The 13,116-nt window shown below is 31.4% G+C and carries 15 protein-coding genes; 10 read left to right on the top strand and 5 right to left on the bottom strand.

Features of this window, described 5'->3' with window-relative positions:
* Positions 1 to 3: 3 nt before the first annotated feature.
* On the bottom strand, positions 4 to 417 hold the full coding sequence (locus LY08_RS03045) for a hypothetical protein (protein WP_111658973.1): 414 nt from the start codon (positions 415 to 417) through the stop codon (positions 4 to 6).
* 180 nt (positions 418 to 597) lie between these two features.
* Between LY08_RS03045 and LY08_RS03050 the strand changes: the two genes are divergently transcribed.
* The 6 genes from LY08_RS03050 (at position 598) to LY08_RS03075 (ending at position 4,511) form a co-directional block, all read left to right on the top strand.
* Positions 598 to 1,227, top strand: coding sequence for a hypothetical protein (locus tag LY08_RS03050; RefSeq protein WP_111658974.1), 630 nt, complete (start codon positions 598 to 600; stop codon positions 1,225 to 1,227).
* Between the two features lie 74 nt (positions 1,228 to 1,301).
* A complete protein-coding gene (locus LY08_RS03055) occupies positions 1,302 to 2,573 on the top strand; it encodes a 2TM domain-containing protein (protein WP_245907554.1) in 1,272 nt (423 codons plus the stop codon).
* Between the two features lie 11 nt (positions 2,574 to 2,584).
* On the top strand, positions 2,585 to 2,932 hold the full coding sequence (locus LY08_RS03060) for a 2TM domain-containing protein (protein ID WP_111659320.1): 348 nt from the start codon (positions 2,585 to 2,587) through the stop codon (positions 2,930 to 2,932).
* 33 nt (positions 2,933 to 2,965) lie between these two features.
* Positions 2,966 to 3,283, top strand: coding sequence for a 2TM domain-containing protein (locus LY08_RS03065; protein ID WP_111658976.1), 318 nt, complete (start codon positions 2,966 to 2,968; stop codon positions 3,281 to 3,283).
* On the top strand, positions 3,283 to 3,753 hold the full coding sequence (locus LY08_RS03070) for a DUF2306 domain-containing protein (RefSeq protein WP_111658977.1): 471 nt from the start codon (positions 3,283 to 3,285) through the stop codon (positions 3,751 to 3,753). The genes LY08_RS03065 and LY08_RS03070 overlap by 1 nt, the downstream gene beginning before the upstream one ends.
* A gap of 2 nt (positions 3,754 to 3,755) precedes the next feature.
* Positions 3,756 to 4,511 carry a LytR/AlgR family response regulator transcription factor gene (locus LY08_RS03075; protein WP_111658978.1) on the top strand — a complete coding sequence of 252 codons (756 nt, stop codon included), beginning with the start codon at positions 3,756 to 3,758 and terminating at the stop codon, positions 4,509 to 4,511.
* Here the strand turns inward: LY08_RS03075 and LY08_RS03080 are convergent, their stop codons facing one another.
* Positions 4,512 to 5,705 (bottom strand): LETM1-related biofilm-associated protein, encoded by a 1,194-nt coding sequence (locus LY08_RS03080; protein WP_111658979.1) that lies wholly within the window; start codon positions 5,703 to 5,705, stop codon positions 4,512 to 4,514.
* 155 nt (positions 5,706 to 5,860) lie between these two features.
* Here LY08_RS03080 and LY08_RS03085 point away from each other — a divergent pair, with 155 nt between their 5' ends.
* The 4 genes from LY08_RS03085 to LY08_RS03100 all read left to right on the top strand — a co-directional run bounded on the left by LY08_RS03085 (position 5,861) and on the right by LY08_RS03100 (position 10,751).
* The gene (locus LY08_RS03085; protein WP_111658980.1) at positions 5,861 to 6,511 is read left to right on the top strand and encodes a DUF4331 family protein; all 651 of its coding nucleotides are present in this window, start codon (positions 5,861 to 5,863) and stop codon (positions 6,509 to 6,511) included.
* Positions 6,512 to 6,536: 25 nt separating this feature from the next.
* The gene (locus LY08_RS03090; RefSeq protein ID WP_111658981.1) at positions 6,537 to 7,094 is read left to right on the top strand and encodes a DUF4331 family protein; all 558 of its coding nucleotides are present in this window, start codon (positions 6,537 to 6,539) and stop codon (positions 7,092 to 7,094) included.
* Positions 7,095 to 7,228: 134 nt separating this feature from the next.
* Positions 7,229 to 8,512, top strand: a complete 1,284-nt coding sequence (locus tag LY08_RS03095; protein WP_111659321.1) for a tetratricopeptide repeat protein — start codon at positions 7,229 to 7,231, stop codon at positions 8,510 to 8,512.
* 10 nt (positions 8,513 to 8,522) lie between these two features.
* On the top strand, positions 8,523 to 10,751 hold the full coding sequence (locus LY08_RS03100; protein WP_111658982.1) for a TonB-dependent receptor: 2,229 nt from the start codon (positions 8,523 to 8,525) through the stop codon (positions 10,749 to 10,751).
* A 386-nt stretch (positions 10,752 to 11,137) separates the two neighbouring features.
* Here LY08_RS03100 and LY08_RS03105 read toward each other — a convergent pair whose 3' ends face one another.
* From LY08_RS03105 to LY08_RS03115, 3 genes are all read right to left on the bottom strand, one after another.
* Positions 11,138 to 11,938, bottom strand: a complete 801-nt coding sequence (locus LY08_RS03105; protein WP_111658983.1) for an anti-sigma factor — start codon at positions 11,936 to 11,938, stop codon at positions 11,138 to 11,140.
* Between the two features lies 1 nt (position 11,939).
* Positions 11,940 to 12,467 carry an RNA polymerase sigma factor gene (locus LY08_RS03110; protein WP_111658984.1) on the bottom strand — a complete coding sequence of 176 codons (528 nt, stop codon included), beginning with the start codon at positions 12,465 to 12,467 and terminating at the stop codon, positions 11,940 to 11,942.
* Between the two features lie 84 nt (positions 12,468 to 12,551).
* The gene (locus LY08_RS03115) at positions 12,552 to 13,112 is read right to left on the bottom strand and encodes a superoxide dismutase family protein (RefSeq protein WP_111658985.1); all 561 of its coding nucleotides are present in this window, start codon (positions 13,110 to 13,112) and stop codon (positions 12,552 to 12,554) included.
* Positions 13,113 to 13,116 lie beyond the last annotated feature (4 nt).

Raw genomic sequence — 13,116 nt, forward strand, 5'->3', positions numbered from 1 at the left:
AGCTTAAACGTTTAAAGTAAAATTAATAAACTCTTCATGACGTTGCGACCATAAAAAATGTCCAAATAACAAACCAGAAAGCACCAGTGCAATCTGGTATTTGGTAGATACAACAAAATCTTTAGGTAATTTTTTACCATAAATAATCATAGCAACCACAATAACTGCTAAAAGTATTGGTGGGATTTCCCAATGCTCAGTAAAAATAGGATGAATAGGAGCTTTGGTACCTAAAAAAAAGTGTCCACCAAAAACGCCCCAAAGAAACGTGATAAAAAAGTATTTGTTTAAACTCCAGTTTTTAATAAGTACATTAATGGTATCGTTTTTATAGCGATTTATATTTAATATCACATTTAATAAAAACAACAATCCAATAGAACTAAATACAATAATTTCTACGGTTTTTAAAGGCATAAATCTGTGTGTTTTAATGACTTCAAGTTAAGGTTTCTGTGGGTTAAATGCAATACGTATAAGTACGTATGTGGTTTTGGTTACAATTCAGCATAAAAAAATAACAGTTGGGTAAACTGCTTTTTAAATTATTATGTTTGTGTAGGATATTTGAAGTGTTAATCAAAACACTGTTTAATTATGTACAAAATAGCCATTACCATTGCCTTATTTGTAACTAGTATGTTACAGGCGCAAACCACCTATGAAACCGGAATGAACAAAGCATTTGCACTTTGGGGAGAAGGTAAAATTGTAGACGCTTCTAATTTATTTGAGCGTATTGCTACTGCCGAAAAAGAAAACTGGTTGCCTTCTTACTACGCTGCCCAAGTGTTAGTGTTAGACGCCTTTTCTAAATTACAAGATAAAGATGCTTTAGATGCACAACTAAAAAAAGCACAAACCTTTGTAGATGAAGCAACAAGTAGATCTAAAAATAATCCCGAAATTATGGTACTTCAAGCCATGTTGCACACTGCATATGTTGCAAGTGATGGTGCAACATATGGTATGACCTTATCTGGAAAAATTGTTAGCCTATATAGCAGAGCAATAGAATTAGCTCCAGATAACCCACGTGTGGTTTTAAGTAAAGCCGAATGGGATATGGGAAGTGCTAGATATTTTGGTCAGGATACCAAACCGTTTTGCGAACAGATAGAGCAATCTCTAAAACTTTTTGATACCTTTAAACCAGAGAGTGCGTTTCATCCTAATTGGGGAAAAGAGCGTGCAGAACAATTAACTAAAGACTGTAAGGAAGAGTAATGTTTAATTTTGGTAAAGAAATAGTAAAAGCATTTTTTATAGGTATACTCGTGTTTCTTGTAAGAGGACTTATAATGTATATGACAGGTGTAAAAATTGAAGCTAATTATGAGTTGTTTTTAGACTTTGTCTATAACCAATTGTATGCTGTAGTGTTGTATTTGGCAAACGCCTATTTTGTTAGCTACATGATGAGCAAATACAAGCACGATTTGTTTAAGCCTAAAAATTTATTGGTTGCAGGATTACTATCTGTTAGTATTAGTATGATTGCCATTTTTGCTTTGCGTTTTTTTATCTTAGTTATCTTAAAAGGGTATGATGCTTCTACCTTTTTTGCTGGCGAAAAATTTATTTTTTATTGGTTTTCTTTAACCATATCCATTACCATTACAGCTGCGTTTTATATTGTTTATTACTTAAAGTCTAGACAGGATACAAAAGTCAAAGAGCAAAAAGTAATTGCTGGAACAGCAAGTGCTAAGTTTGATGCTTTAAAAAACCAATTAGATCCTCATTTTTTATTTAATAGTTTAAATGTATTAACCAGTTTAATTGAAGAAAATCCAGATAGCGCTCAAAAATTTACTACTAGTTTATCTAAAGTTTACCGTTACGTTTTAGAACAAAAAAATAAAGATTTAGTAACTGTTGATGAAGAGTTACAGTTTGCAAAAACCTACATGTCTTTAATTAAAATGCGTTTTGAAGACAGTATAGTCTTTGATATTCCGGAGCAAGCACAACACCCAGAAAGTAAAGTAGTGCCATTATCGTTACAGCTGTTATTAGAAAACGCAGTAAAACATAATATAGTAACTAGTAGTAAACCATTACATATTAAAATTTACGAATCAAACGGAAATTTAATTGTAGTAAACAACCTACAAACCAAAGACATAGTCAAAAAGAGTAGTGGAGTTGGTCTTGAAAACATCAAACAACGCTACCAATTATTAACCAATAAACGTGTAAGTATTAGCCAAGATAATACCAGTTTTAAAGTGGCAATACCTATACTTACTAAAGAAATATCAGTTATGAGACAATTACCAGAAAAACAATTTGACGACTCTTATGTAAGAGCAAGAAAACACGTAGAAGAATTAAAAGAGTTTTATTACAACCTCATTTCTTACTGCTTTGTTATTCCTTTTTTAATATTCATAAATTATAAAACCAGTTGGGATTATAAATGGTTTTGGTTCCCAATGTTTGGTTGGGCTTTAGGAATAGTATTTCATGCTTACAAAGTATTTGTAAACGATGGGATGTTAGGTAAATCATGGGAGGAGAAGCAGATTAAAAAGTACATGGAAGAAGACAATCAACAACGTTGGAATTAAATATTAAAGTCATGAGAGAAGATATACAACCTTACTTAGAAGACGACATGCAAGTAAAATACGAAAAAGAAGAAGCCTATCTAAGAGCAAAGAAAAAAGTAGAAAAAATTGTTGGCTTTTATTGGCATTTAGCCTTTTATGTTGTCATTAATTTAGTGTTAGTCCTATTTATATATTCAAAATCAGGACAACCCTTTTGGAGTTTTGCAGTGTGGTCTACACCATTATTTTGGGGAATTGGCATAGGATTTCATTTTTTAGGTGTATTTGGTACCGATTTCTTATTCGGAAAAGATTGGGAAGCACGTAAAATTGAAAAGTATATGAATGAAGAAAGAAAAAATAAGCGTTGGGAATAGCAAACAAAAAGGTGAAACCTAAATAATTTTATTATGGACACAACACAAACAAATCAACGTCGCTTAGAGCGAGCTAAAATTAGAGTTAAAAAAATAAAGGGTTTTTATACACATTTACTTATTTACGTAGTCATTAACTTAGTAATTGTTTATATAAACATACAAAACTTAGAACCTGGTGAAAGTTATTTTCAATATAGAAACTTTATAACTTTAACCCTTTGGGGATTTGCACTAATAATACATGCACTAACAACTTTTTTACCAAACTTTATTTTAGGTGTTAATTGGGAACAACGCCAGATAGAGAAATTTATAAGTAAAGAACGTGATCAAAAACGCTGGGAATAATGTTAAACGAAATCATACATAGTAATATAGGTTGGTTTCACTTTATTACAGCAGTTTTGGCTATGCTAACAGGTGTAATTGTAATTTTAAACCCTAAAGGCACCACGTTTCACAAAAGAGTGGGTTATGTTTATGTCATCGCTATGTTATTATTAAATATTAGTTCCTTTCTCATAGTAAATTTTAACGGTTTTAGCGTATTTCATTTTTTTGCTATCGTAAGTTTATTAAGTATTATTGGTGGTATGGTGCCAACCTTAAAAAAGCAAAACAATTGGTTTGCTTACCATTTTTATTTTATGAGCTGGTCAGTAGTAGGTTTATTTTGTGCGTTTTGGGCAGAAGTAGGGACTAGATTTGTAAATAATATGAAAGATTTCTGGTGGATGGTTGCATTAGCAACCTTGATAACTGCTTTTATAGGTCGTACTATCATTAATAAAAATGCCAAAAAATTAAATTTAAAATAATCATGAAGGTTATAATTATAGAAGACGAAAAACCATCCGCAAGACGCTTACAGCGTATGTTAGAGGCAATAGATATTAAAACAGAAACACTATTACATTCTGTTGAAGAAGCTATACATTGGTTTAATAATAACCAGCATCCAGATTTAATCTTTCTAGACATACAATTAAGTGATGGCTTGTCTTTTGAGATTTTTGATGAAGTTGAGGTAAAATCGGCAATTATATTTACTACTGCTTATGACGAGTATGCGCTGCAAGCCTTCAAATTGAATAGTATAGATTATTTATTAAAACCAATAGATGACGAAGATCTAGAAAAAGCTGTTGCTAAATACAAAACTAGACTTCCAGAAAAAACAAGTATTGCATTAGATTTTGAGGATATTAAAAAGTTACTAGTTAATCCTATAGAGCGCGAATACAAAAAGCGTTTTTCGGTAAAAGTAGGCCAGCATTTAAAATTAGTTAACATTGATGATATCGAATGCTTTTACAGCGAAAACAAAGGAACTTACCTTTACACGTCTGAAGGTAGAAACTACCTGTTAGACACTACTCTTGAAGCATTAGAAAAAGAACTAGAACCACAAACTTTTTTTAGAATAAACCGTAAGTTTTTTGTCAATATTAATGCTATAAAAGATATGATTAGCTATACCAATTCGCGTTTACAAATCAAACTAAACAACTATAATGAAGATGAGGTTATTGTTGCAAGAGAGCGTGTCAAAGATTTTAAAAATTGGTTAGAATAATTACGCGTTGTCTTCTTCTATTTCGTCTTCAATTCTATTGTCATCAAAAGCACTAGGTAGTAGTTTTGGTATAAACTTAACCACTAATGGTAATAATAATGCACCTCCAGGTAATAAAAAGATTGCCAAACTAGGTACAGATTTAAAGATGTCTAATAATTGGTCTTGTACCTTTTTTTGTTCTTCTTTACTTAAATCTCTAATGGTAGAATGCGATAGTAGTACCAGCAGTTCTTTACTTTCAGAGAGTTCTTTGGTTAATCGTTTACTATTTCTTTTAATTAGCTTTAATACCATATTACTAGAGTTATCGTAAAACGTTTTTACAATATTTTTAGATCCTAATAAGGGTACTTTGTCTCTGTAAGTTTTATAAAAGTCTTCAATAGTTTTTGAGGCTTCATCTATTTGATGTTGCGTTAAATTAAGTTTATCGCCTAGAGTGTTTAAAAACAATTCTTCTTCGTTATCAATTTTAGCATCAGTCCAAGTTGCCATAGCTGCAAGATCTAAGCAATAACGTGCAAATAAGTTGGTGTCTACAGTATTTATAGCTTCATTAAACATTAAAACGGTGTCCCGTTGATAGCGTAGAGACTGTTCAAATAAGTTAATTAAACTTTTATCGTAATCGGATTTGTTTTTCTTACTATTTAATGTGTTTAACACGATACTTTCAATTACAGCTTCATATTTTTGAATAGCGTCCTCTGTAATGTTGCCAGTTTTTAAATAGTTTCTAAAAGCCAACACATCTACAAATAACAACGCATTTGTAATAAAGTAATTAAAGCTTTTATCTATTAAATTATCATCAATTTGAATGCGTTTATTTATAATTCGCTCTACTTGATCTTTAATGTTTTTAGACCCAATTAAAGCTTCCAGAAACGAGACCCTTTTTTTATTTATAGCATTATAAAAATTGGCGACTTCAGTGTAAAAATCGTTTGTGGTAATATGGTTAGTGTAGGCAATATGTAATGCAATGACTAAGTTTATTTTACAGATTTCGTCAGATTCAAAATCTTCATAATTAAACCAGTCATTGACCACCTTTACATTACTACCATATATAAATCCACAGTCTCTAAAGTGTCTGTAATATACTTCTAAGTCATTGTCTTTAAAGAGTTCTTCAGGATTTAACTCTTTAATTAATTTTTTAATCCAGCCTGCTGCAGATGGGTTCATTTAGGTATTTGTATTAAAGTATAAAGATACTTTTTTAATCTTATTTAGCACATTTTTTTCGCTTTAACAAAACTTTAATAAAACCGCTTTTACAATAGTTGCGTATGTGTATGTGAGAACCAAAAATATTAATTAACAAAAAATCTCAAAACATTATGAAAAATTTCAAATTTATTTTAGGAGTAGGCGTATTTGCAGCAGCAAGTTTCTTCTTCTTATCAGCGGATCACATTGATGCTCCTGCTGTACAAGGTGGTACAAGTGATATCACAGATTTTTATGCCTTTCAAGGTGAAGACTCAAACAATTTAGTATTTGTTGCTAACGTACAAGGCTTATTAAGTCCTTCTGCTACTGCAAGTGCAAGTTTTGATGAGAATGTCATGATTGAATTTAATATTGACAACACAGGTGATAATGTTGAAGACTTAGTAATACAAGCTATACCAAGAGATGGTAAAATGTACTTTTTTGGACCAGTTGCTCCAGGTACAACAGGATTAAGTAGTACAGTAATTGGATCTGGACCACAAACAGTTGTAGATATTACAGCATATGGATCTACTCCAGTAGTACAAACTACAGCTGGTATTTCTGCTTTTGCAGGACCAAGAGATGACCCATTCTTTTTTGACTTTGCTCAGTATAGTGCAATTATAGGTGGTACAGCTTCAGGATTTAATAATCCAGGTTCAGACACTTTTGCAGGTACAAACGTTATGTCAATTGTAATTGAAGTACCAAAATCTATGATTGGTGGTTCAGGAACTATCAATACTTGGGTAGAATCTAAATCAAAGTCATAAACACTAACCATTAAAACATAAAAACATGAAAAATTTAAAAAATATATTTACAGTCCTTTTAATAACTCTAGTAGCATTTAATTGCTCTAACGATGATGATGCAGGACCAAACAGCCCAACAGGACCTGATTTTACAGGAACTTACACACAAAAAGATCAAATGGGTAGACCAGCTGTTAATACAGTATTTGTGTCTTCAGGATCTAAAGACTCATTCAATACAACAATTCCAAGTAACCAAAATGCGGCTTTCCAAGCTATGTTTGAAGCTAACTTAACAGGATTAAGTCCAGCTTATGCAAATCCAGGAGACCAAAACGCATTAGGTTTAGATGCTCCAACTTTTACAGGTTTATTAGCAACAGACGTATTAAATGTGTCTCTTGACGGAACAACTACATTTTATGATGGAACTAATGTTTTAACAGGTCGTGCTTTAGCGGATGACGTAATTACAGTAGAATTATTATTGATTTTTGGAGGAGAAGATTTCTCTGAGAACCCAACGTTATCTAACGATAATGTGGATGCCAATGATAAATCGTTTTCAACGTCTTTTCCATATTTAGCATCACCTTGGTAGAATCCCTCATATCCCTCTAAATCCCTCAAATCCCTCAAAACACTATGCAATTTTAAAATTGCATAGTGTTAATTTACCAATACTTAACGTATTACCTACAAAACAAACAAACAAACAAACAAAAATCAAAAATTATGAACACTAAACTATACATGCTACTATTTGTTATACTGATGGCAAGTAGTTGTTCAGAAAAAAATAAAACCATTACTAATCCTGAAGATTACAACCAGTATTTAACTCTACAAACAAATACTGAAACTAAAAATGCTACAGAAGATTACAATTTTTGGAATACAAAATTAGAATTAGCCCCAAACCAATTTCCATATTTGTCTAAAATTGCTGATGCAGAGTCTAGATTATTTAAATCTACAGGAGATATCGAAAAATTAATTGACGCAGAAAAAACGTTACTTCAATTAAATGAACACACTCAATATAATTCTGCTGGAAATTTACGTGCTTTAGCTAGAAATTACATCTCTCAACATAGATTTAATGAAGCTTTAGAAATTCTTAAAAAAGCTGAAAACAATGGTGAAAACCTTAAAGGCACTCAAAAAATGTTATTTGATGTACACATGGAACTGGGTAACTATCAATTAGCAAAAAATTATTTAGAAACTGTAAAAGACTTTAGCGATTTTGGATACTTAATTAGATTATCTAAATGGAGCGATCATAAAGGTGACTTAGCGTCTGCTATAAAATATTTAGAAAAAGCAACAACAATTGCTGAATCTTCTAAATTAGAAGGTTTAATAGAATGGTCTTATACAAATCTAGCAGATTTTTATGGTCATGATGGACAAATAGAAAACTCATACAATCATTATTTAAAAGCATTAGCTTTAAATCCTGATGATGCTTACGCTAAAAAAGGAATTGCTTGGATTGTGTATTCTTACGAGAAGAATACGACAGAGGCTAACCGTATTTTAGATTCGTTAACCAAATTACACAATGCTCCAGATTACTTGCTTTTTAAAGCAGAAATTGCAGAATATGATAATGATGAGGTTTCTAAAAACCAGTATCTAAATGCTTATTTTGATGCTATTGATAACCCAAATTATGGAGATATGTACAATGTGTATTCTTCAAAAATTTTAGCCGAAACTAATAGCAAAAAAGCAATAGAATTAGCACAAATAGAAGTGGACAACAGACCAACTCCATTGTCTTATGATTTATTAGCATGGAGTTACTTTAAAGACGGAAACACAACAGAAGCTTTAAACATTGTAGAAAACCATGTTGTTGGTAAAACCTTTGAACCAGAAGCGCAATACCATATTGCAGAAATCTATAAAGCTAATGGTAAACAAAATGAGGTCACAAAACTTAAAAAAGAATTACAAGAGGCTAGTTACGAGCTAGGACCATTAACAGCACAAGTCATAAACCAACTTTAAACCAACCATTATGAAAAAGATTTTCACTTTAATAGGATTGGTGTGTCTTGTTGTGTCAACCCATGCACAATCTGTAAAGGGTTATGTTATGGATAATAACCAACCGTTAGAAACAGCTTATGTGTATAACGAAAACTCTAAAGAACACGCGCATACAAATCAATTAGGACAATTTATTATAAATAATACCAATTTAGGAGATAGCCTAACTGTGGGTCTATTGGGTTATCAAAAAACTACCCTAGTTTTAACTGAAGCTGCTTTACAAAACACTTTAATTATAAATCTAGAATCTAAAGCATTTGTTTTAGACGAGTTAGTATTAACAGAACCAATAGATGTTTTAAACAGTATTGTAAAAATAGATTTAGAGACCAGTCCAATAAATTCTTCACAAGAAATATTAAGAAAAGTTCCAGGTTTAATCATTGGTCAGCATGCTGGAGGTGGTAAAGCCGAACAATTATTTTTAAGAGGATTTGACGTAGATCATGGTACAGATGTTAGTTTGATTGTAGACGGTATGCCAGTAAATATGGTGTCTCACGCACATGGTCAAGGTTACAGCGATTTACATTTTTTAATTCCAGAAACTATTAATAATATTAGTTTTGGAAAAGGACCTTATTATGCTAATCATGGTGATTTTACTACTGCAGGTTTTGTAGATTTTAAAACTAAAGACAAGCTGCAAGACAATTTAATTAGTTTTTCTGCAGGACAATTTAATTCGCTTAGAACATTAGGTTTATTTAATCTTATAGACAATAAAAATTCTCAAAATGCCTATGTAGCAGTAGAGTATATTGAAACCGATGGACCTTTCGAGTCGCCTCAAAACTTTAGCAGACTTAATGTATTTGGTAAATACAACGCATTTATAAATAACAATTCTAAAATTGGTTTAACCCTAAGTCATTTTACTAGTCAATGGGATGCTTCGGGACAAATCCCACAACGATTGGTGAATGATGGTACATTAACCAATTTTGGTGCAGTGGATGATACAGAAGGAGGTTATACTAGTCGTACAAATTTTAATGTGCAATACAATACCCTTTTAGATAACGATATAGCAGTACAGTCTAATGCGTTTTACTCTAATTATAATTTTGAATTGTATTCCAACTTTACTTTTTTTCTGGAAGACCCTGTAAATGGAGACCAAATTAGACAAAAAGAAGACCGTAACATCTTTGGTTTTAATACACAGTTTAAAAAAGATTTTTATTACAACAGTTTTGATGTGACTTACACTTCTGGTTTAGGATTACGTTATGACGATGTAAATGATATAGAATTATCACACACATTAAATAGAAAAACAACATTAGAAAATATTCAGTTAGGTAATGTTAATCAACGTAATTTATATGGTTTTTTTAATGCCGAAATAGATTTAGGTAAGGTAAAAATTACTCCAGCTTTACGTTTAGAGTATATAAAGTTTCAGTATCAAGATCTGTTAAGCGAAACCTATAGTAATTTAACAGATAGCGAAGTGGCATTACTACCAAAACTATCTATTCAATACAATCAAAATGAAAATTTACAATGGTTTATTAAATCTGGTATTGGATTTCATTCTAACGATTCTAGAGTTGTGCTAAACCAAAATATAGATAATGCATTGCCTAAAGCGTATGGTGTAGATATAGGAAATATTTGGAAACCTACCAATAAATTGGTGCTAAATACTGCGTTATGGTATTTGTTTTCTGAAGAAGAATTTGTGTACGTAGGAGATGCTGGGATTATTGAACCTAGCGGAAAATCTGAACGTTACGGAATTGATTTTGGTATTAGATATCAACTTACAGACAACATCTATTTTAATACAGATGCGACATTAACTAAAGCAAGAAGCTTGGAAGCAGAAAAAGGTAATAATTACATACCCTTAGCACCAGATTTTACTCTGGTTGGCGGATTAGCATTTAAAGACATTAATAATTTTTCTGGAGGAATTAATTACAGATATGTAGATAATAGACCAGCAAATGAAGATAATAGCGTAGTAGCAGAAGGCTATTTTGTTACCGATTTAAATATTAATTACAATTTTAATAAACACTGGAAATTAGGTGTTGTTATTGAAAATGTATTGGATACAGATTGGAAAGAAACTCAGTTTTTAACCGAATCTAGATTACAAAATGAGGCACAACCAGTAGAAGAAATTCATTTTACACCTGGTACACCTTTTAATTTTAAAACAACATTAAGTTATTCGTTTTAAATAAAATAAAACCTTACTAGTAAAAATTACGTAAGTATTTGTGACTATCAGTTTAGGGGATAAATAATTGATTAGTAGTGCAACTAACAATACGTTAAATGCTATGAAAAAGTAAGGTTTGTTTTTTGTTAGTTTGTTTTGAAAGTGCTTGGATATTAATTCAAGCACTTTCTTATTTTATAGTCAATGGTAGTTGTCTTAATAAATTGTAGGTGAAATGAAAGAAGATAAGCTGATTTTATATACGATATATTAAAAGTATATGGATGGAATACAGATGAAGAATAGCAGCAAATTAGCTAATAACTACCTTATAATTAGATAACATAAAGACATAAAAAAAGACACCTATTGGTGTCTTTTTTATTATTTATAACCTATTTGTTCTAGTTAGACGCTAAAGCACCTAGAGTATATAATTGCTCTAATGTTGGAGAAACACTTCCTCCAGCTGGTTCTAAAGTAATACCAAATGCTTGAGACTCGTTGGTGTTTTCTAACTTAAAGATCTTGTTATCGTCTTGTATAAATTCGTCTATAGTCCCTAAACTAGTAGGAGTAAGCGGATTTAAAGTTAAAGACCACACTTGGTATACTTTACCTTCTGGTGGTTCTGGTAAACCTTGTAAATCTAAATAGACTGTATCATCATTTTTATCCCAATAAACAGTCGCATAAGCTCCAGGAGCAGCTGCTTGACCTTCTAATGGAATGTTAATAATGGATTTGTCTCTAATAATGTTTAACAGGTTTTTAGTTTCAGCTAAATCTGTTTTAGACGTTTCCATTTGGATTTCTATAAAATCTTTTTCTGTAGTTACCGTTTGTATTTGGTTTTCTAATTCAGAATTTTGATTTAAAGTCCAAAGTAAACCTCCAGCTAAAACTACTGCTGCAGCCCAACCTGTATAACTAAACCATTTAGTTTTTGGTTTGTTTAGGCTAATTACTTTACCATCTGTATCGTTAGTATTTAATCTTCCTTTTATGGTATTAAAGTCAATATCCTTTTTAGGAGCAACACTAGCAGTTAATTTAACTAATGCAGCTTCAATTTCTAATACTTCTTTTAATACTTCAGGGTGTTTTAACATCAAGTCATACACCTCTTGGTTTTCTTTTTCAGATAGCTTACCAGCAACGTAAAGTTCTAGTATCCCTGAGTTTATGTAGTCGTTAATGTTCATCTTATAATACCGCTTCTCTTAATTCTTTTATACAATTTCTATTTCTTGTTTTTATAGTACCTATTGGCATATCTAATGCTTCTGAAGCTTCCTTTTGTGTGAAACCTTTAAAGTATAATAGCTCAATAACTTCTATACATTTTTTAGCTAGTTTATTGACAAACTTTTTAATGCCAATTGCATCTGTCGAGTCGTCTAAACTATCTTCTGATTGTATGATATCTACGAAATAATCGGAGTTTAGGTTTTTACCTGAATTTTTAAAGGACTTAGATCTGGTTTTATCTATCGCTGCATTTCTGGATATGTTAATTAACCACGTAAAAAAACGTCCTTTTTTTACATCATAACTATCGGATTTATGCCAAGCTTTAATAAACACATCTTGCATAACTTCTTCTGCTATATCGTTATCTCTAACAATGTTGTATATAACACCATGCATACTGTCTTTATACATGTTGTAAAGCTTTTCAAAAGCTTTTTCGTCTTTGTTTTTAAATTGTACTACTAAAGTGTCTAAATCCATATATAGTTTATGTTGTACTAATGTATTAATAATTTATATAAAAAAATCGCTATTAAGCGATTGATTTATATTATTTAGGCATGCTTATTCAATTATACCTCCACAACTCACTCGCCCTCCAGCATCACCTGTAGGTTGGGTAGTAAAGTCGTCTATTCCCTCATGTACTATAATTGCTTTTCCTAAAATGTCTTTGTTTTTGTCACCACAACCAATACACCATTGGTCTGTAGTAAGTATCTTTACAGCTTGACCTTTTTCGTTTGCTTCTAAGTTACCTATATCACCTTTATGAAAGCCTTTAGAACTTCCCCATTCTCCGTGAGGCGCTCCTGTTGGATTCCAGTGTCCACCAGTAGATTTTCCATCATCCGAAGAGCAATCTGCTTTCTCATGAATGTGTATGGCATGTGTGCCTGGTTCTAATCCACTAACCATCGCATGAAATTCTACTTTACCATCTTCAGTTTCATAAAACACAACATTTCCTGTAACATTACTACCGCTTTTAGATTCTAATTTTACTTTCACTTTTTTAGCAGTTTCAGCAAAGGTTTTTTCTGTTTCAGGTGCTGTTTTATCTTTTTTACAACTTACCGCTAATACTAATGTAAGTGCTAATACTATTAAGTTTATTTTTTTCATTGTC

Source organism: Olleya aquimaris, from assembly GCF_003259525.1.
Lineage (GTDB): Bacteria > Bacteroidota > Bacteroidia > Flavobacteriales > Flavobacteriaceae > Olleya > Olleya aquimaris.

Coding starts and splice junctions, on each gene's coding strand:
- LY08_RS03075 (WP_111658978.1), top strand. CDS start 3,756: ATGAAGGTTATAATTATAGAAGACGAAAAACCATCCGCAAGACGCTTA.
- LY08_RS03090 (WP_111658981.1), top strand. CDS start 6,537: ATGAAAAATTTAAAAAATATATTTACAGTCCTTTTAATAACTCTAGTA.
- LY08_RS03080 (WP_111658979.1), bottom strand. CDS start 5,705: ATGAACCCATCTGCAGCAGGCTGGATTAAAAAATTAATTAAAGAGTTA.
- LY08_RS03085 (WP_111658980.1), top strand. CDS start 5,861: ATGAAAAATTTCAAATTTATTTTAGGAGTAGGCGTATTTGCAGCAGCA.
- LY08_RS03110 (WP_111658984.1), bottom strand. CDS start 12,467: ATGGATTTAGACACTTTAGTAGTACAATTTAAAAACAAAGACGAAAAA.
- LY08_RS03095 (WP_111659321.1), top strand. CDS start 7,229: ATGAACACTAAACTATACATGCTACTATTTGTTATACTGATGGCAAGT.
- LY08_RS03070 (WP_111658977.1), top strand. CDS start 3,283: ATGTTAAACGAAATCATACATAGTAATATAGGTTGGTTTCACTTTATT.
- LY08_RS03115 (WP_111658985.1), bottom strand. CDS start 13,112: ATGAAAAAAATAAACTTAATAGTATTAGCACTTACATTAGTATTAGCG.
- LY08_RS03100 (WP_111658982.1), top strand. CDS start 8,523: ATGAAAAAGATTTTCACTTTAATAGGATTGGTGTGTCTTGTTGTGTCA.
- LY08_RS03105 (WP_111658983.1), bottom strand. CDS start 11,938: ATGAACATTAACGACTACATAAACTCAGGGATACTAGAACTTTACGTT.
- LY08_RS03045 (WP_111658973.1), bottom strand. CDS start 417: ATGCCTTTAAAAACCGTAGAAATTATTGTATTTAGTTCTATTGGATTG.
- LY08_RS03065 (WP_111658976.1), top strand. CDS start 2,966: ATGGACACAACACAAACAAATCAACGTCGCTTAGAGCGAGCTAAAATT.
- LY08_RS03055 (WP_245907554.1), top strand. CDS start 1,302: ATGTATATGACAGGTGTAAAAATTGAAGCTAATTATGAGTTGTTTTTA.
- LY08_RS03050 (WP_111658974.1), top strand. CDS start 598: ATGTACAAAATAGCCATTACCATTGCCTTATTTGTAACTAGTATGTTA.
- LY08_RS03060 (WP_111659320.1), top strand. CDS start 2,585: ATGAGAGAAGATATACAACCTTACTTAGAAGACGACATGCAAGTAAAA.